Source organism: Pantoea folii, assembly GCF_056678875.1.
Genome location: NZ_JBWXON010000009.1, coordinates 1 through 19,086 on the forward strand (window position 1 = coordinate 1; position 19,086 = coordinate 19,086).

General features: G+C 53.5%; 17 protein-coding genes and 1 other annotated feature. Of the genes, 13 read left to right on the plus strand and 4 right to left on the minus strand.

The window, feature by feature from the left end; translation table 11 throughout:
* Window positions 1-99: 99 nt before the first annotated feature.
* Window positions 100-981, minus strand: coding sequence for an MDR efflux pump AcrAB transcriptional activator RobA (robA, locus tag AC1MDE_RS11995; RefSeq protein WP_058959375.1), 882 nt, complete (start codon window positions 979-981; stop codon window positions 100-102).
* 194 nt (window positions 982-1,175) lie between these two features.
* Here robA and creA point away from each other — a divergent pair, with 194 nt between their 5' ends.
* Complete coding sequence (creA, locus tag AC1MDE_RS12000) at window positions 1,176-1,649, plus strand: protein CreA (protein WP_479398009.1); 474 nt, start codon at window positions 1,176-1,178, stop codon at window positions 1,647-1,649.
* A gap of 48 nt (window positions 1,650-1,697) precedes the next feature.
* On the opposite strand, the gene arcA is transcribed toward creA, so the two are convergent.
* Window positions 1,698-2,414, minus strand: a complete 717-nt coding sequence (gene arcA / locus AC1MDE_RS12005) for a two-component system response regulator ArcA (protein WP_034826183.1) — start codon at window positions 2,412-2,414, stop codon at window positions 1,698-1,700.
* 609 nt (window positions 2,415-3,023) lie between these two features.
* Between arcA and AC1MDE_RS12010 the strand changes: the two genes are divergently transcribed.
* From AC1MDE_RS12010 to thrC, 5 genes are all read left to right on the plus strand, one after another.
* Window positions 3,024-3,713 carry a tRNA/rRNA methyltransferase gene (locus AC1MDE_RS12010; protein WP_038649173.1) on the plus strand — a complete coding sequence of 230 codons (690 nt, stop codon included), beginning with the start codon at window positions 3,024-3,026 and terminating at the stop codon, window positions 3,711-3,713.
* Between the two features lie 202 nt (window positions 3,714-3,915).
* Window positions 3,916-3,987, plus strand: a complete 72-nt coding sequence (thrL, locus tag AC1MDE_RS12015) for a thr operon leader peptide (protein ID WP_128601299.1) — start codon at window positions 3,916-3,918, stop codon at window positions 3,985-3,987.
* Window positions 3,923-4,045, plus strand: a sequence feature (Thr leader region). Its footprint overlaps the gene before it by 65 nt.
* A 26-nt stretch (window positions 4,046-4,071) precedes the next feature.
* The gene (gene thrA / locus AC1MDE_RS12020; RefSeq protein WP_479398010.1) at window positions 4,072-6,534 is read left to right on the plus strand and encodes a bifunctional aspartate kinase/homoserine dehydrogenase I; all 2,463 of its coding nucleotides are present in this window, start codon (window positions 4,072-4,074) and stop codon (window positions 6,532-6,534) included.
* Window positions 6,535-6,536: 2 nt separating this feature from the next.
* Window positions 6,537-7,466, plus strand: a complete 930-nt coding sequence (gene thrB / locus AC1MDE_RS12025; protein WP_045815960.1) for a homoserine kinase — start codon at window positions 6,537-6,539, stop codon at window positions 7,464-7,466.
* A gap of 3 nt (window positions 7,467-7,469) precedes the next feature.
* Window positions 7,470-8,753 carry a threonine synthase gene (thrC, locus tag AC1MDE_RS12030; protein WP_058959372.1) on the plus strand — a complete coding sequence of 428 codons (1,284 nt, stop codon included), beginning with the start codon at window positions 7,470-7,472 and terminating at the stop codon, window positions 8,751-8,753.
* A gap of 62 nt (window positions 8,754-8,815) precedes the next feature.
* On the opposite strand, the gene yaaA is transcribed toward thrC, so the two are convergent.
* Entirely contained in the window at window positions 8,816-9,592 is a 777-nt protein-coding gene (gene yaaA, locus AC1MDE_RS12035) for a peroxide stress protein YaaA (protein ID WP_058959371.1), read from the minus strand.
* Window positions 9,593-9,805: 213 nt separating this feature from the next.
* Here yaaA and tal point away from each other — a divergent pair, with 213 nt between their 5' ends.
* From tal to nhaR, 7 genes are all read left to right on the plus strand, one after another.
* Entirely contained in the window at window positions 9,806-10,759 is a 954-nt protein-coding gene (gene tal, locus AC1MDE_RS12040; protein WP_034826122.1) for a transaldolase, read from the plus strand.
* A 123-nt stretch (window positions 10,760-10,882) separates the two neighbouring features.
* The gene (gene mog, locus AC1MDE_RS12045) at window positions 10,883-11,470 is read left to right on the plus strand and encodes a molybdopterin adenylyltransferase (protein ID WP_058959370.1); all 588 of its coding nucleotides are present in this window, start codon (window positions 10,883-10,885) and stop codon (window positions 11,468-11,470) included.
* A 113-nt stretch (window positions 11,471-11,583) separates the two neighbouring features.
* On the plus strand, window positions 11,584-12,885 hold the full coding sequence (locus AC1MDE_RS12050; RefSeq protein WP_058959369.1) for an MFS transporter: 1,302 nt from the start codon (window positions 11,584-11,586) through the stop codon (window positions 12,883-12,885).
* A 212-nt stretch (window positions 12,886-13,097) separates the two neighbouring features.
* Window positions 13,098-15,008: a molecular chaperone DnaK gene (gene dnaK / locus AC1MDE_RS12055; protein WP_058959368.1), complete on the plus strand. Its 1,911-nt coding sequence runs from the start codon at window positions 13,098-13,100 to the stop codon at window positions 15,006-15,008.
* A gap of 103 nt (window positions 15,009-15,111) precedes the next feature.
* Entirely contained in the window at window positions 15,112-16,257 is a 1,146-nt protein-coding gene (gene dnaJ, locus AC1MDE_RS12060) for a molecular chaperone DnaJ (protein ID WP_034826114.1), read from the plus strand.
* A gap of 167 nt (window positions 16,258-16,424) precedes the next feature.
* A complete protein-coding gene (nhaA, locus tag AC1MDE_RS12065) occupies window positions 16,425-17,603 on the plus strand; it encodes a Na+/H+ antiporter NhaA (RefSeq protein WP_058959367.1) in 1,179 nt (392 codons plus the stop codon).
* 34 nt (window positions 17,604-17,637) lie between these two features.
* Complete coding sequence (gene nhaR / locus AC1MDE_RS12070; RefSeq protein WP_058959366.1) at window positions 17,638-18,540, plus strand: transcriptional activator NhaR; 903 nt, start codon at window positions 17,638-17,640, stop codon at window positions 18,538-18,540.
* A gap of 52 nt (window positions 18,541-18,592) precedes the next feature.
* Here nhaR and rpsT read toward each other — a convergent pair whose 3' ends face one another.
* Window positions 18,593-18,856, minus strand: a complete 264-nt coding sequence (gene rpsT / locus AC1MDE_RS12075; RefSeq protein WP_034826107.1) for a 30S ribosomal protein S20 — start codon at window positions 18,854-18,856, stop codon at window positions 18,593-18,595.
* Window positions 18,857-19,086 lie beyond the last annotated feature (230 nt).

Consider the following 19,086-nt stretch of genomic DNA (forward strand, 5'->3'; position numbering starts at 1 on the left):
ACCCAAGGGCGGTAAAAAAGAAGCCGCAACGTTATCCGTTGCGGCCTCCATTAAGATCTTAACTGACAAGCATTACGTCATCATGACGGCATTTTCATATCAGCGATTCTGCTGCGGGCGAATGGGAATCAGGTATTCGCAACGGATTTCCGTTGGCGGCTCGCTGCGTTTCTTACCGCCATGCGTGAAGAAACGCTCAATATCCTGGCCCTGACGACGCACCAGACCCAACGTTGGCATACAGGTGCCGTATAGCAGCAGAATGAACTCACCTAGTGCGCTGCGCGCACCGTTATAGGTGAACTGCACGTAATCCCCGGCTTCGAGAATCACCTTTTGATTCGACTGCATGCTCAATGCCTGTTGATCGGCAGGCACTGCCGTGGTGTAGAGAATCTCCTGCTCATCATCCTTTTCATGGCTGGCACGTACCTGATGCAGACCGTATAACACCGGTGGCACGGTATCAGTTTCCAGCAGGAACTGTTTCCAGAAATGGATGCGCATTTCGTCACGGTAGCTGGAAATTTGCTCCAGCGTACAGGTGTAACTTTGCGTTTGCCCGACCAGCACCGTTTCCGGCAGCGTGACAAACGTGGCCTCAGGCATGTGGTGATCGTCGAGACGAATCGGCGGGCGAATGCCGAAGGAGTTCCATTCCGATGAGCGACGATACCAGGCGGGCGTTTGATTAAACTGCTTTTTAAACGCACGGGTAAAAGTCTGCTGTGAATCGAAGCGGTATTGTAAAGCGATGTCGAGGATCGGGCGGCTGGTCAGGCGCAAGGCCACAGCGGCTTTCGACAGGCGACGCGCGCGGATGTAAGCGCCGATGGCGTGGCTCGTCACTTCCTTGAACATACGCTGCAGGTGCCACTTGGAGTAGCCCGCTTTCAACGCAACATTATCTAATGAAAGGGGTTGATCCAGATGGCTCTCCAGCCAGACAAGCAAATCGCGAATGATACCGGCTTGGTCCATAAAACATCCTCATAACTCTCTGGTGGCGCAACTATGAAGTCGTCGAATAATAGCACGAAATGCACAAAAGCGTGGGGGCGGTTTGTCAATCGGCTGTGTTAAATCAATGCGGGCTACAACCCGTTTAGGTTTGGTTCCGGGTTCAATTGACAGTACATTACAGTCTCATCTATTCGATTGGCAATGGTAACTCAATGACAATAGCTCGCTTTCTTATAATCACGCTGGTAACGGCTGTGTTCAGCGCGGGTGTCCAGGCCGAGGAAGTTGGCTCGGTAGACACGGTGTTCAAGATGTTTGGCCCCGATCATAAGATCGTGGTGGAAGCCTTCGATGACCCCGACGTAAAAAATGTAACCTGTTATATCAGCCGGGCGAAAACAGGTGGGATCAAGGGCGGATTAGGTCTGGCGGAAGATACTTCCGACGCGGCCATCTCCTGCCAGCAGGTTGGGCCTGTAGAGCTTAGCGATAAAATCGCACAAGGCAAGGCGCAAGGAGAAGTGGTCTTCCAAAAGCGCACTTCATTGGTATTTAAGAAGCTGCAGGTGGTGCGCTTCTATGATCAAAAACGTCATGCGCTGGTTTACCTGAGCTACTCAGATAAAGTGGTGGACGGTTCGCCGAAGAATGCGCTGAGCGCTGTGCCAATCATGCCGTGGCATTGAGGCATAAAAAAACGCCCTGATGGGCGTTTTTCTTTTACTGCAGCAAACTTAATCCTGCAATTCACCACAGAAGCGATACCCTTCGCCATGAATGGTGGCGATGATTTCTGGCGTATCCGGGGTGGATTCGAAATGCTTACGAATGCGGCGGATGGTGACATCCACGGTGCGGTCATGCGGCTTCAGCTCACGACCCGTCATCTTCTTCAGCAGATCGCCACGGGTTTGAATCTTGCCCGGGTTTTCGCAGAAGTGCAGCATCGCGCGGAACTCACTGCGTGGCAGCTTATACTGTTCACCGTTCGGGCTGATCAGTGAGCGGCTGTTAATATCCAGCTCCCAGCCGTTAAAGCGATAGCTTTCAACCGCGCGACGTTCTTCACTTGGCATCGCCAGATTCATGGTGCGCGATAACAGGTTGCGTGCACGAATCGTCAGCTCACGTGGGTTAAACGGTTTAGTGATGTAATCATCGGCGCCAATCTCCAGGCCGAGGATTTTATCCACTTCGTTATCACGACCTGTCAGGAACATCAGCGCAACGTTTGCTTGTTCACGCAATTCGCGTGCCAGCAGCAAACCGTTTTTGCCTGGCAGGTTGATATCCATGATCACCAGATTGACGTCATTTTCCGTCAAAACCTGATGCATCTCGGCGCCGTCGGTGGCTTCATAGACCACGTAACCTTCCGCCTCAAAAATACTTTTGAGGGTGTTACGCGTGACCAGTTCGTCTTCAACGATAAGAATGTGCGGGGTCTGCATGTTTCGCTACCTAAAATTTGCCAACAAATCGAAAACAGGGCGTACGATGGCTGCGTTTACTGTTCATCAAAACAGCGTGCCTTACGCAACCGGTGTACGAAATAATCTTCGGAATACACCATCCATCTATGTCAACTTCAGTGTTAGCTCAGCCAGTCAGGATGAATATTTGCGTGCCCCGTGGGTATCGGACTGGCGCTTATCCTAACCGTATTAACAGCAACCTAACAGCACCAACAACAACCGATAAGCATAAAAACAACGCTTCGTTGACTTATATCAAATGCAAGTGTAGCACGTTAACACTTTTATGAAAAACTTCTCCAGGAATGCCAGCTTAGCTCACAAAAAGCAGCATTTTTGCTACATTTTGGCTGCATAACGGTAAAACTAAAACCTGCAGGAAATAATATTTTAATAATATGAAAAACAATAGATTTATATTAATTAAGCGTGAAAATTTTAGTTATATCCCACAATATCTTCTCCCCATCGCTTTTATCCTCTTTTAACATCCTTAACATCTTATTTTCTCTTGTCCGTGCGGTTGGTATTTTTGCCACTGCATGCCAACATAGGGCGAGTTGTTAACAGTTCGATGGAAAAATCATGCATTTCCCCCTAATCCTTGTCTCACCCGCCCGTCCGGAAAATATCGGCGCGGCCGCTCGTGCCATGAAAACCATGGGTTTTAGCGAACTGCGTATTGTCGCCAGCGATGCCTGGCAAGACCCGGCTGCGCGTCGTGTTGCGCACGGTGCCGGTGAGATTCTCGATAACGTCAAAACCTACGCCACGCTGAGTGAGGCGCTGGCCGATGTCGATTTCTCGGTCGCCACCACCGCCCGCAGTCGTGCGAAGTTCCGCTACTACGCCACGCCGGCGCAAGTCGAAACCATTCTGCAGGAGAAGCGCCAGTGGCTGAGCCGAATCGCGCTGGTATTTGGTCGTGAAGACAGTGGCTTAACCAATGAAGAGCTGGATCAGGTCGATCTGCTGACCGGCATTCCAATGGCCAATGATTATCCTTCACTCAACCTCGGACAGGCGGTAATGGTGTACTGCTATCAGCTGTCGGCGCTGAATCAGGTCGCGGCAGAAGTGAAAGAAGTGGCGAACGAACACCAGCTGCAGGCGCTGCGCGAGCGCTTCCACCAGCTGCTGGTGAAACTGGAGGTGAGCGACGATGCCAAAATGGCGGACTGGATCGATCAGCGCATTGGCCTACTGGAACAGCGCGATAGCGCCATGCTGCATCGCCTGCTACATGATGTAGAAAAAAAACTTATAGATAAATAATCGGTGAATATCGTTTTTAATAGTGACTGATCGGGAAACAGGGCGATCAGTCGAACGATCCCAATATGATTTATGCGCAGACACCGAACTCTGCGCAGTCGCCTCAAAATAGCGGCTAAGACAAATTCGTTGACTTAACGTGCGCTTTGCTTTACTTCTGGAAGGCAGACGGACAAGACAAAGACAGACAGAAAAAATATCAATGCGTAATCACAGCCTGAACACCACAATTATTATTACCACCACCATTACCACAGGTAACGGTGCGGGCTGACGCATACAGGAAAAACAAAGAAAAAAGCCCGCACCTAAACAGTGCGGGTTTTTTTTTCGGCAAAAATTCAGGAGAGCTTCAATCATGCGAGTGCTGAAATTCGGCGGAACCTCAGTAGCCAATGCGGAACGTTTTCTCCGCGTGGCAGATATTCTGGAAAGCAACGCGCAACAGGGACAGGTTGCCACCGTGCTCTCTGCGCCAGCGAAAATCACCAATCATCTGGTGGCGATGATTGAGAAAACCATCAGCGGCCAGGACGCACTGACGAATATCAGCGATGCCGAACGTATTTTTGCCGATCTGCTGCAGGGCCTGGCGGAGGCTCAGCCGGGCTTCGATTATGATGGCCTGAAAACCCGCATCGAGCTGGAATTTGCCCAGCTGAAACAGGTGCTGCACGGCATCAGCCTGCTGGGACAGTGTCCGGATGCAGTGAACGCCGCCATCATCTGCCGTGGTGAGAAGCTCTCTATCGCTATCATGGAAGCGCTGCTGCAGGCGCGCGGCCATAAAGTCACGGTGATCGATCCGGTGGAGAAACTGCTGGCCGTTGGTCACTACCTCGAATCCACCGTGGATATCGCCGAGTCAACCCGTCGCATCGCGGCCAGCCAGATCCCAGCCGATCACATGATCCTGATGGCCGGTTTTACCGCCGGTAACGAGAAGGGCGAACTGGTGGTGCTGGGCCGTAATGGCTCTGACTACTCGGCGGCGGTGCTGGCTGCCTGCTTGCGTGCGGACTGCTGCGAGATCTGGACTGACGTAGACGGTGTTTACACTTGCGATCCACGCCAGGTGCCGGATGCGCGACTGCTGAAGTCGATGTCCTACCAGGAAGCGATGGAGCTGTCTTACTTCGGCGCGAAAGTCCTTCATCCGCGCACCATTGCTCCGATTGCCCAGTTCCAGATTCCTTGTCTGATCAAAAATACCGCCAACCCGCAAGCGCCCGGCACTTTGATCGGTGGCGAAGGCGAGCTGAATGAGAACCCGGTGAAAGGCATCACCAACCTGAATAATATGGCGATGTTTAACGTCTCCGGTCCTGGTATGAAAGGCATGGTCGGCATGGCAGCACGCGTGTTTGCCGCGATGTCGCGTACCGGTATCTCGGTGGTGCTGATCACCCAATCCTCTTCTGAATACAGCATCAGTTTCTGCGTACCGCAGAGCGAGCAGGCGCGTGCGCGCCGTGTATTGGAAGAAGAGTTCTATCTGGAGCTGAAAGATGGCCTGCTGGATCCACTCGATGTGCTGGAGCAGTTGGCGGTGATTTCCGTGGTCGGCGATGGCATGCGCACCTTGCGCGGCATCTCCGCCAAATTCTTCTCGGCGCTGGCGCGTGCCAACATCAATATCGTGGCGATTGCGCAGGGTTCCTCTGAGCGTTCCATCTCGGTGGTGGTGAGCAATGATGAAGTGACCACTGGCGTGCGCGTGGTGCATCAGATGCTGTTCGCCACCGATCAGGTGATCGAAGTGTTCGTTGTCGGTGTCGGCGGTGTCGGCGCGGCGTTGCTGGAGCAGCTGCATCGTCAGCAGGCGTGGCTGAAAGAGAAGCACATCGATCTGCGCGTGTGCGGTATCGCCAATTCTCGCGCGCTGTTAACCAATGTGCACGGCATCGATCTCAGCGACTGGAAAGGCGCGCTGAGCGAAGCCAAAGAGCCGTTCAATCTCGGTCGTCTGATGCGTTTGGTGAAGGAGTATCACCTGCTGAACCCGGTGATTGTGGACTGTACTTCCAGCCAGGCGGTGGCCGATCAATATGCTGACTTCCTTGCTGAAGGTTTCCACGTGGTGACGCCGAACAAAAAGGCCAATACCTCGTCGTGGAATTACTATCAGCAGATGCGTGCGGCCGCGGCGAAATCGCGTCGTAAGTTCCTGTACGACACCAACGTCGGTGCTGGTCTGCCAGTGATCGAAAACCTGCAAAATCTGCTGAATGCCGGTGACGAGCTGATCAAATTCTCCGGTATTCTCTCCGGTTCACTCTCCTTTATCTTCGGGAAACTGGACGAAGGCGTTTCACTGTCTGAAGCCACCAAAATGGCGCGTGAGATGGGCTTCACCGAGCCGGATCCGCGTGACGATCTTTCAGGCACCGATGTGGCGCGTAAACTGCTGATTCTGGCGCGTGAAGCGGGTCATCAACTGGAGCTGAGCGATATCGAGATTGAGCCGCTGCTGCCAGCTGAACTCACCGACATCGCTGACGTCGAGCAGTTTATGGCCCGCCTGCCGGAACTGGATGATGCTTTTGCCGCCCGCGTTGCCAAAGCGCGTGATGAAGGTAAAGTGTTACGCTTCGTCGGCGCCATTGAAGAAGGCGGCGTCTGCAAAGTGAAAATCGATGCGGTGGACGGCAACGATCCGCTGTACAAAGTGAAGAACGGCGAGAACGCGCTGGCGTTTTACAGCCGCTATTATCAGCCGATCCCGCTGGTTCTGCGTGGATACGGCGCGGGGAATGATGTCACAGCGGCCGGCGTGTTTGCCGACTTGCTGCGTACACTGTCGTGGAAGTTGGGAGTTTGATGATGGTAAAAATTTATGCACCGGCCTCAATAGGTAACGTCAGCGTCGGCTTTGATGTGCTGGGCGCGGCGGTTTCGCCGGTGGATGGCACTCTGTTGGGTGACTGCGTATCGGTAGAAGCGGCCGACAGCTTCAGCCTGGTGAACACCGGGCGCTTTGTCAGCAAGCTGCCAACCAATCCGCAAGAGAACATCGTTTATCAGTGCTGGGAACGTTTCTGCCAGGCGATTGGTAAAGAAGTGCCTGTCGCGATGACACTGGAAAAGAATATGCCGATCGGTTCCGGTCTGGGTTCCAGCGCCTGCTCGGTGGTCGCGGGTTTAATGGCGATGAACGAGTTCTGCGGCAAGCCATTGAACGATACCGAGCTGCTGGCCTTGATGGGCGAGCTGGAAGGGCGTATTTCCGGCAGCGTGCACTTTGATAACGTCGCGCCTTGCTTCCTCGGCGGTGTACAGCTGATGATTGAAGAAAACGGTATCATCTCACAGGATGTGCCGTGCTTTGATGACTGGCTGTGGGTGATGGCCTATCCAGGCATTAAAGTCTCAACCGCTGAAGCACGCGCGATTCTGCCTGCGCAGTACCGCAAAGACGATGCCATCAAGCATGGCCGTCTGTTAGCGGGCTTTATTCACGCCTGTCATACCCGCCAGCCGCTGCTGGCGGCTAAACTGATGCAGGATGTGATTGCAGAACCTTACCGCACCAAACTGCTGCCGGGCTTCGCTGAGGCGCGCCAGGCGGCTGCCGACATCGGCGCGTTGGCCTGTGGTATTTCGGGCTCCGGCCCGACACTTTTCGCCGTTTGCAACGAGATGGCAACGGCACAGCGGATGGCAGACTGGCTGAGCCAGCACTATCTGCAGAACGATGAAGGCTTCGTCCATATCTGCCGTCTTGATACGGCTGGCGCACGTAACTTGGGATAACGCATGAAACTCTACAACCTTAAGGATCACAACGAGCAGGTTAGTTTTGCTCAGGCCGTTAAACAGGGCCTCGGCTCGCAGCAAGGGCTGTTCTTCCCGCTCGAACTGCCGGAATTCGAACTGACCGACATCGATGCGATGCTGGAGATGGATTTCGTCAGCCGCAGCAGCAAAATTCTCTCTGCTTACATTGGCGATGAGATTGCCGCGCACCAGTTGGCTGAGCGCGTGAAAAACGCCTTTGCCTTCCCCGCGCCGGTGGCGAAAGTCAGTGCAGATGTGGCGTGCCTCGAACTGTTCCACGGCCCCACGCTGGCATTCAAAGACTTCGGCGGCCGTTTCATGGCGCAAATGCTCTCTTATGTGTCAGGCGCTGATGAGCAAATCACCATTCTGACCGCGACCTCCGGTGATACCGGCGCCGCCGTGGCACATGCCTTCTACGGCATGGAAAACGTGCGTGTCGTTATCCTCTATCCGCAGGGCAAAATCAGCCCGCTGCAGGAAAAGCTGTTCTGTACGCTGGGCGGCAACATTGAAACCATCGCGGTGGAAGGCGATTTCGATGCCTGCCAGGCGCTGGTGAAGCAGGCGTTTGATGATGAAGCGCTGAAGAAAGCGATTGGCCTGAACTCGGCTAACTCCATCAACATCAGCCGCTTGCTGGCGCAGATTTGCTATTACTTCGAAGCGGTGGCGCAACTGCCACAAGAGCAGCGCAATCAATTGGTGGTTTCCGTGCCAAGCGGTAACTTTGGTGACCTGACCGCAGGCCTGCTGGCGAAATCCCTCGGCTTGCCGATCAAGCGCTTTATCGCTGCCACCAACGCCAACGACACCGTGCCACGTTTCCTGGGCAACGGCGAATGGCTGCCGAATGCGACAGTGGCAACCCTGTCTAACGCTATGGACGTCAGCCAGCCGAACAACTGGCCGCGCGTGGAAGAGCTGTTCCGTCGTAAAACCTGGCGCCTGACCGATCTGGTGTCTGGCGCGGTATCGGATGAGACCACCAAAGCCACCATGCGTGAGCTGGCGGAAATTGGCTACATCTCTGAACCGCACGCGGCGATTGCCTATCGCATGCTGCGCGACAACCTGCAGGAAGGCGAGTTCGGCCTGTTCCTCGGCACCGCGCATCCGGCCAAGTTTAAAGAGAGCGTGGACGAGATTCTGGGTCAGGAATTGCCGCTGCCAAAAGAGCTGGCAGAGCGCGCTGAGCTGCCACTGCTGTCGCATAATATGGCGGCAGACTTCGCTGAACTGCGTAAGTTCTTGATGAAGTAATGCAAACAGGCGCGCGACCATGCGCGTTTTGAAGAGTAAGGTCGCCATGATGGCGACCTTTTTTATTTCTGTTCGTGGCGCTTAAACACCAGCTCGTTACCTTTGCTCTCATCAGCCGCAAAGAAGTAGCCATCAACATCAAACTGTTTCAGCTGCTCGGGCTTGCTCAGGCGGTTCTGAATTACATAGCGGCTCATCAGGCCACGCGCTTTCTTGGCGTAAAAACTGATCACTTTAAACTTGCCGTTCTTCTCATCAAGGAACACCGGCTTGATCAACTCACCGTTCAGTTGCTTCGGCTTCACCGCTTTGAAGTACTCATCAGATGCCAGGTTGATCAGCACCTCATCGCCTTGCTCGGCCATCGCTTCATTGAGTTTCTGCGTCAGTAAATCACCCCAGAAACCGTAGAGATCTTTCGCCGCCGGGTTGGCCAGCTTGATGCCCATTTCCAGACGATAAGGCTGCATCAAATCCAGTGGGCGCAGCACGCCGTATAAACCGGACAGCATGCGCAGGTGCTGCTGGGCAAAATCGAAATCTGCATCACTGAACGTTTCAGCCTGCAAACCGGTGTACACGTCGCCTTTAAACGCCAGAATTGCCTGTCGGGCATTTTCGAGCGTGAAGGGCGGCTGCCACTGGTTGAAGCGATCGGCATTCAGATGTGCCAGTTTGTCGCTGATGCTCATTAGTGAACTGATCTGCGCCGGTGAAAGATCGCGCGCAACATCGATCAGCTGTTGTGATTTTTCTAACAGTGTTGACTGCGTAAAGCGCTGTGTCGCCAGCGGGCTTTCAAAATCCAGTGTCTTCGCTGGCGAGATAACCATCAGCATCGTGTTTGTCCTTGTTGACCCGCCTGTTTACAGGGGATTGGTGGGAATTAAGTTGCGACGAGTGTAGCAAAAAAGCTGCACGGATCGGCAAATCGCTCCCATTTGTTAGCGCTATCGTAATGAGGCACTTCGTGATGTTGCGCACTGAATTGTGCGTGATATTATCCCAACAGCCTTTTACACCCTGACAGTCAACCTAAGAGAAAGAGAACCATGACGGACAAACTTACTTCCTTGCGTCAGCTGACTACTGTGGTCGCCGACACCGGTGATATCGCGGCGATGAAGCTTTATCAGCCGCAAGATGCGACCACCAACCCTTCTTTGATCCTCAACGCCGCTCAAATCCCTGAATACCGCAAACTGATTGACGAAGCCATTACCTGGGCACGTCAGCAGAGCAGCAACAAAGAAGAGCAGCTGGCACTGGTTTCTGACAAGCTGGCCGTCAACATTGGTCTGGAAATTCTGAAACTGATCCCAGGCCGTATCTCTACCGAAGTTGACGCTCGTCTCTCCTACGACACCGAAGCGAGCATCGCGAAGGCACGTAGCCTGATCAAGCTGTACAACGATGCTGGCATCAGCAACGACCGTATCCTGATCAAACTGGCCTCAACCTGGCAGGGCATCCGTGCTGCTGAGCAGCTGGAAAAAGAAGGCATCAACTGTAACCTGACTCTGTTGTTCTCCTTCGCACAGGCGCGTGCTTGTGCTGAAGCAGGCGTGTTCCTGATCTCGCCATTCGTAGGCCGTATCCTCGACTGGTACAAGCAGAACACCGATAAGAAAGAGTACGCTGCGCATGAAGATCCAGGCGTGGTGTCAGTGGCGGAAATCTACAACTATTACAAACAGCACGGTTATGAAACTGTGGTAATGGGTGCCAGCTTCCGTAACATCGGTGAAATCATCGAACTGGCCGGCTGTGACCGTCTGACCATCTCTCCGGGCCTGCTGAAAGAGCTGGCAGAGAGCGAAGGCGCGGTTGAGCGCAAGCTGAGCTATACCGGTGAAGTCAAAGCGCGCCCTGCGAAAATGACCGAAGCTGAGTTCTTCTGGCAGCACAACCAGGATCCAATGGCCGTGACCAAACTGGCTGAAGGTATCCGCAACTTTGCCATCGATCAGGGCAAACTTGAGAAGATGATCGCCGAACTGCTGTAAGGTGATTTGCCGTGGCGCCACCCGTCGCCACGGTTTTACGCTTTCCCCTCGCTTCCGCTTTGTATTATCCTTTTTGCATTCCCCTTCAATTGCCGCATTGCGGTCAACCACAGCGATAACTTAATGGATACTTTACGTATTGGATTAATTTCCGTTTCCGATCGTGCTGCTAATGGCATTTATCAGGATCAAGGCATTCCGGCGCTGGAAACCTGGCTCGCCGCCGCGCTGACTACCCCGTTTGAAATCGAAACCCGTTTAGTGCCCGATGAGCAGCCGATGATTGAACAGGCGATCTGCGAACTGGTCGATGAACTGTTCTGCAATCTGGTGTTGACCACCGGCGGAACCGGTCCTGCGCGCCGCGATGTGACGCCCGATGCCACTCTGGCAGTCGCCGATCGTGAGATGCCGGGTTTTGGCGAACAGATGCGTCAAATCAGCCTGCAGTTTGTGCCGACTGCGATCCTTTCGCGTCAGGTGGGGGTGATACGTAAACAGTCGCTGATCCTCAATCTGCCGGGCCAGCCCAAATCCATCAAAGAGACGCTGGAAGGGCTGAAAGCAGAAGATGGTGCAGTGAAAGTGCCAGGCATTTTTGCCGCCGTACCTTATTGTTTACAGTTACTGGAAGGGCCCTATGTGGAAACCGATCCCGAGGTGGTAGCAGCATTTCGCCCTAAAAGTGCAAGGCGTGAGACAAACGTCTGAAAATCGCCGTTTTCAGGCATAAAATCCAACGCCGCTGGTGTGGCGAAATATTGACGGTATAGTAACTCCAGCTTTACAACCATACTGACTTTGCCTCTGGATACCGCACGACTATGGATGCACACACAATGCGCCGTCTCAACGGCCAGGATTATAAAACCCTGTCGCTGGCCGCCCTCGGCGGGGCGCTGGAATTCTACGACTTCATCATCTTCGTTTTCTTCGCCACCGTAATTGGCGAGCTATTTTTCCCGCCGGATATCCCAGAGTGGTTGCGTCAGGTGCAGACCTTCGCGATTTTCGCCGCAGGTTATCTGGCGCGTCCTCTGGGCGGCATCATCATGGCGCACTTTGGTGACAAAGTTGGGCGCAAGAAGATGTTTAGTCTGAGCATTCTGTTAATGGCGTTACCCACGCTGGCAATGGGCGCACTGCCGACTTATGCCAGTATTGGCATCGCAGCGCCGATTTTGATGCTGCTGATGCGCGTGCTGCAGGGCGCCGCGATTGGTGGCGAAGTGCCGGGTGCGTGGGTCTTCGTGGCTGAACATGTGCCGGAAAAACGCATCGGTTTTGCCTGTGGCACGCTGACAGCAGGTTTAACGGCGGGCATTTTGCTGGGTTCGCTGGTGGCGACGGTGCTGAACACCACACTTTCACCGGCTGCAATTCGCGATCACGGCTGGCGCATTCCATTCTTCCTCGGTGGCCTGTTTGGTTTACTGGCGATGTATCTGCGCCGTTGGCTGCATGAAACGCCAGTGTTTAAGCAGATGCAGGAACGTAAAGCGTTATCCGATAAGCTCCCGTTGCAAACCATTTTGACCAGCCATAAACGCGGGATTGTGGTGTCGATGTTGGTCACCTGGCTGCTTTCGGCCTGCATTGTGGTGGTGATCCTGATGGCACCCACATTAATGCAGAAGCAGCATGCGATTCCCGCAGCGTTAAGTCTGCAGGCGAATAGCGTTGCTACCATCATGTTGCTGATTGGCTGCGTCGTCGCTGGCTGGCTGGTGGATCGCTTCGGCGCGGCATTAACGCTGATGGGCGGTTCGTTGCTGTTGGCCATCTTCAGCTGGAACTTCTTCCATCAACTGGGTGGCTCGCCTGAGATGCTGTTCGTCTGGTACGGCCTGGCGGGATTGAGCGTGGGCGTGGTGGGTGTGGTGCCCTTTGTAATGGTCAAAGCGTTCCCGGCGGCGGTGCGTTTCACCGGTATCTCATTTTCCTACAATGTGGCCTATGCGATTTTCGGCGGTCTGACACCGATCAGCGTGACGCTGATGATGCAACTCACGCCGATGGCGCCGGCCTGGTATGTGCTGGCGTTGGCGCTGATTGGCTTGCTGGTTGGCCTGTGGCTGCAGAGCGAAAAACAGCGATCGACGCTGCTCAATCAGGTGAATGTCTAACCTAAGGCGCGTAAGCGCCTTTTTCTTTTCCGCATTTTTTTAAAATTATTTTAGTTTTAACCCTTGATGCGCTCTGAAGCGGCCCCATTTACTTGTCATCGAGTGATGTCAGGCAGCAAAAAAAGCCTGTCACAGCAGTTGAAAAGGGTCAGTTTGACCACATATCTGCTAACAACGCTAATTGACAAAGAATTTAAGTGGGAGACGTTTAGATGGGTAAGATTATTGGTATTGACTTGGGTACAACCAACTCATGTGTTGCGGTTATGGATGGTGGTAAAGCACGTGTGCTTGAAAACGCCGAAGGCGATCGCACCACACCGTCAATCATTGCATATACACAAGATGGCGAAACTCTGGTCGGTCAGCCGGCTAAACGTCAGGCGGTGACTAACCCGCAGAACACCCTGTTCGCGATCAAGCGCCTGATTGGCCGTCGTTTCCAGGACGAAGAAGTGCAGCGTGATATCAAAATCATGCCTTACAAAATCATCGGTTCTGATAACGGTGACGCATGGTTGAACGTGAAAGACCAGAAAATGGCACCACCGCAGATCTCTGCTGAAGTGCTGAAAAAGATGAAGAAAACCGCGGAAGATTTCCTCGGTGAAGCGGTAACCGAAGCGGTTATCACTGTTCCAGCTTACTTCAACGATGCACAGCGTCAGGCAACCAAAGATGCCGGCCGTATCGCGGGTCTGGACGTAAAACGTATCATCAACGAACCTACCGCAGCCGCACTGGCTTACGGTCTGGATAAAGGTCAGGGCAACCGTACTATCGCGGTATATGACCTGGGTGGTGGTACTTTCGATATCTCTATCATCGAAATCGATGAAGTTGATGGCGAGAAAACCTTCGAAGTACTGGCGACCAACGGTGACACTCACCTCGGTGGTGAAGACTTTGATAGCCGTCTGATCAACTACTTAGTCGCGGAATTCAAGAAAGATCAGGGTATCGATCTGCATAACGATCCGCTGGCGATGCAGCGTCTGAAAGAAGCGGCTGAAAAAGCGAAGATTGAACTGTCTTCAGCGCAGCAGACCGACGTGAACCTGCCGTACATCACTGCAGATGCAACCGGTCCTAAGCACCTGAACATCAAAGTGACCCGTGCGAAGCTGGAATCACTGGTTGAAGATCTGGTGACCCGTTCTATCGAGCCACTGAAAGTTGCTCTGCAGGACGCTGGCCTGTCTGTTTCTGATATCAACGACGTAATCCTCGTCGGTGGTCAGACACGTATGCCAATGGTTCAGGCCAAAGTGACCGAGTTCTTTGGTAAAGAGCCACGTAAAGACGTGAACCCGGATGAAGCCGTTGCTGTAGGTGCTGCGGTTCAGGGTGGCGTGCTGGCAGGTGACGTGAAAGACGTTCTGCTGCTGGACGTGACTCCACTGTCACTGGGTATCGAAACCATGGGTGGCGTGATGACTGCGCTGATTAGCAAGAACACCACCATCCCAACCAAGCACAGCCAGGTGTTCTCAACCGCTGAAGATAACCAGTCTGCCGTGACCATTCACGTGCTGCAGGGTGAGCGTAAGCGTTCAGGTGATAATAAATCTCTGGGCCAGTTCAACCTCGACGGTATCCAGGCTGCACCGCGCGGTATGCCGCAGATCGAAGTGACCTTCGATATCGATGCCGATGGTATCCTGCACGTGTCTGCGAAAGACAAAAACAGCGGTAAAGAGCAGAAGATCACCATCAAAGCTTCTTCAGGTCTGAACGAAGAAGAGATCGAAAAAATGGTGCGTGACGCAGAAGCCAACGCCGAGTCTGACCGTAAGTTCGAAGAGCTGGTGCAGACGCGCAACCAGGGTGACCAGATTTCTCACAGCACCCGTAAGCAGTTGGACGAAGCCGGTGACAAACTGTCTGCTGAAGACAAAGCACCGATCGAATCTGCGCTGACCGAGCTGAACACTGCGCTGAAAGGCGAAGACAAAGCGGAAATCGAAGCCAAAATGCAGGCATTGATGGAAGTCTCAAGCAAACTGATGGAACTGGCACAGCAGCAGGGCCAGGCGGGCGCAGCAGATGCTGGCGACGCTTCAGCGAAGAAAGATGACGACGTTGTCGACGCTGAATTCGAAGAAGTTAAAGATAAAAAATAATTGCCCCTGACCGGGCGCGACGGCTGGCCTGACAGCCGTTGAAACCAGCACGGGCGTAGGAGATCTCTCCACGCCCGTGCGATCATGTTAAGGGCAGAACAAAATGGCTAAGAGTGATTTTTACGAGATCTTAGGCGTCTCTAAATCCGCAGATGAGCGTGAAATCAAAAAGGCCTATAAGCGCCTGGCGATGAAATACCATCCGGACCGTAACCCGGACAATAAAGAAGCCGAAGCTAAGTTTAAAGAGATTAAAGAAGCCTACGAAGTCCTGACCGATGCGCAGAAGCGTGCGGCCTATGACCAGTACGGCCATGCAGCCTTTGAACAGGGTGGCATGGGCGGTGGTGGATTCGGTGGCGGCGGCTTTGGCGGCGGCGGTGCTGACTTCAGCGATATCTTTGGCGACGTATTTGGCGATATCTTTGGTGGTGGACGCCGTCAGCGTGCTGCCCGTGGCGCCGATTTACGCTACAACATGGAGCTGTCGCTGGAAGAAGCGGTACGCGGCGTGACCAAAGAGATCCGCATTCCTACCCTGGAAGAGTGTGATGTCTGCCACGGCAGCGGGGCTAAAGCGGGTACGCAGCCACAGACCTGTTCAACCTGTCATGGTGCGGGTCAGGTGCAGATGCGCCAGGGCTTCTTCACCGTACAGCAGGCGTGTCCGACCTGTCACGGTCGTGGTTCGGTAATCAAAGATCCGTGCAACGCCTGTCATGGGCATGGTCGCGTTGAACGCCAGAAAACCTTGTCGGTGAAAATCCCGGCAGGCGTGGATACCGGCGATCGCATTCGTCTGAGCGGCGAAGGTGAAGCGGGTGAACACGGCGCGCCAGCGGGCGATCTGTACGTTCAGGTTTCGGTGAAGAAACACCCGATCTTCGAACGTGAAGATAACAACCTGTACTGTGAAGTGCCGATCAACTTCGCGATGGCGGCATTGGGTGGCGAGATCGAAGTGCCTACTCTTGATGGTCGCGTGAAGCTGAAAGTGCCGTCTGAAACGCAAACCGGCAAGCTGTTCCGCATGCGCGGTAAAGGTGTGAAGTCGGTGCGTGGCGGAGCCGTTGGCGATTTGCTGTGCCGTGTGGTAGTGGAAACGCCAGTTAGCCTCAACGACAAACAGAAAGCGTTGTTGCGTGAGCTGGAAGAGAGCTTTGGCGGCCCAACGGGTGAGAAAAACAGCCCGCGCTCTAAAAGCTTCTTCGATGGTGTGAAAAAGTTCTTTGACGATCTGACCCGCTAATCGGGTAAGTGGTTCACAATGAAGCGGAGAGGCGACTCTCCGCTTTTTTTATGGCTGTGATTTAATAGATCGTTATTACCGATCTATAAACGAGACATAAGCTGCTTTTAACGAGGTATTTACGCCGCTAAACTAGCCGCTAAAAATTGTCCTGCTCAGGAGGAGTTGTGAACAAACCCCGTAGTATTCGAAGCTTACTGAAGAGCTTTATCGCGAGTGATGCCAGCAACGGCATCGTGCTTATTATTGCCGCTGTTGCGGCAATGATCCTCGCCAACAGTGCAGAAACCGCGCAAGGTTATCAATCGTTCCTCGCTGAGCCGGTGCAAATTCGTTTTGGCGCACTGGATATCAGCAAAAACCTGTTGCTGTGGATCAATGATGCGTTGATGGCGTTGTTCTTCTTGTTAATCGGCCTTGAAGTGAAGCGTGAGCTGATGATTGGTGAATTAGCCAGTCGCGACCGTGCCATCTTCCCGGTGATTGCAGCGCTCGGTGGTATGGTGGTTCCCGGGCTGATCTTCTTCGGTTTCAATCATGCTGATGAAATCGCTCGCAACGGCTGGGCGATCCCAACTGCCACTGACATTGCCTTTGCTTTAGGTGTGCTGGCACTGCTCGGCAGCCGCGTACCTGCCGCACTGAAAGTGTTCCTGATGGCACTGGCGATTATTGATGATCTCGGCGCTATCGTGATCATCGCGCTGTTCTATACCAGCGATCTCTCGGTGCTGTCGCTGAGCGTCGCAGCTGGCGCTATCGTATTGCTGGCGATATTGAACCGCTGCGGTGTGCGTAACATTGCGATTTACATGCTGGTGGGCGTGGTGCTGTGGACCGCTGTGCTTAAATCCGGCGTGCATGCCACGCTGGCAGGGGTGATCGTGGGCTTCTTCGTGCCGCTGGAAGAGAAGGATGGCCATTCGCCTGCAGAACATTTGGCACACGGTTTGATGCCCTGGGTGAACTGGCTGATTCTGCCGCTGTTCGCTTTCGCTAACGCCGGTATCTCTTTAAGTGGCATTACCTTTGGCGACGTGCTGTCACCGGAGCCACTGGGCATTATCCTCGGCCTGTTGATCGGTAAACCGCTGGGCATCACGTTGTTCTGCTGGCTGGCAGTGAAGTGGCGACTGGCGGTGTTGCCGAACGGCACCACAATACGCGATATCATGGCGATCGGTGTACTGTGTGGTATTGGCTTCACCATGTCGATCTTCATTAGTTCACTGGCCTTTGACGCCGCACATGAGCAGTTGGTGACCTTCTCGAAACTCGGTATCCTCAGTGGCTCGCTGCTGTCGGCAGTAATTGGTTACACGCTGCTGCGTATCAAACTGCGATAAACAGGGAAGGAGGCGTAAGCCTCCTTTTTTTATAATGAATCAGCTCAATTTCAATCATCTCTATTATTTCTGGCAGGTGTGCAAAACCGGCTCCGTGGTACGCGCCGCTGATGTCCTGTGCCTGACGCCCCAAACGGTGACGGGTCAGATTAAGGCACTGGAAGAGCAATTGGGTGGCGCGCTGTTTCGTCGGCAGGGACGTGGTTTAGTGCCTAATGAACTCGGACAATTGGTGTTTCGCTACGCCGATCGCATGTTCATGCTCAGCCAGGAGATGCTGGATATCGTTAACTATCGCAAAGAGTCGCATCTGTTGTTCGACGTGGGTGTGGCGGATGCATTATCGAAGCCACTGGTGAGCAAAGTGCTGGAAGCGGCCGTGGTGTCTGAGGAGAAAATTCATCTGCGCTGTTTCGAGTCAACGCACGAGATGTTGCTGGAGCAACTGAGCCAGCACAAGCTCGACATGATTGTCTCGGATTGCCCAATCGACTCCACTCAGCAGGAAGGTTTGTTCTCAGTGAAACTCGGCGAATGCCCAGTCAGTTTCTGGTGCAATGCACCGCTGCCCGATCGTCCTTTCCCGGCATGTTTAGAGCAGCGTCGCCTGCTCATTCCCGGGCGTCGCTCGATGCTCGGCCGTAAGTTGCTGAACTGGATTCACAGCCAGGGGTTGCAGGTGGATATTCTGGGTGAGTTTGATGATGCGGCTTTGATGAAGGCCTTTGGTGCGCAGAACAATGCGATTTTTGTCGCGCCGACACTCTATGGCGCTGAGATCTATCGCGATGATACGATCCGTGAAATAGGGCGCCTGGAGGCGGTCATGGAGGAGTATCACGTGATCTTTGCCGAGCGTATGATTCAACATCCGGCGGTGCAACGCATCTGCAATCGTGATTTCAGCGCACTCTTTAATGCTAAATCGCAGGCATAAAAAAACCGGCTAAGCGCCGGTTCTTTCGACAAAGCGATAACCTAACAGGCGATTAAGCCAGTTTGGTGATCTGTGCAGCCAGGTTTGCTTTATGGCGTGCAGCTTTGTTTTTGTGGATCAGACCTTTAGCAGCCTGACGGTCCACGATTGGTTGCATTTCGTTGAATGCGTTCTGCGCAGCAGCTTTGTCGCCTGTTGCGATAGCCGCGTATACTTTCTTGATGAAAGTACGCATCATTGAACGGTTGCTTGCGTTATGCTTGCGACGTTTCTCAGATGTTACGGCGCGTTTCTTAGCTGATTTGATATTAGCCAAGGTCCAACTCCCAAATGTGATCTATATGGACAAATCAAAGGCCGAGGACTATGCCTTTTGCGCCTTCTTTTGTCAATGGATTTGTGCAAATAAGCGTCGTTTTAGCAACGGCGCTTGATTACGTAATTGATGGCGCAGGATTCTACCAGCAACACGTCGCTGAATACAGTATTTCGCATTAAAAATCTTCATTACCTGCCTGAGCAATGGGTTGCGTGCGCATTAAGCCG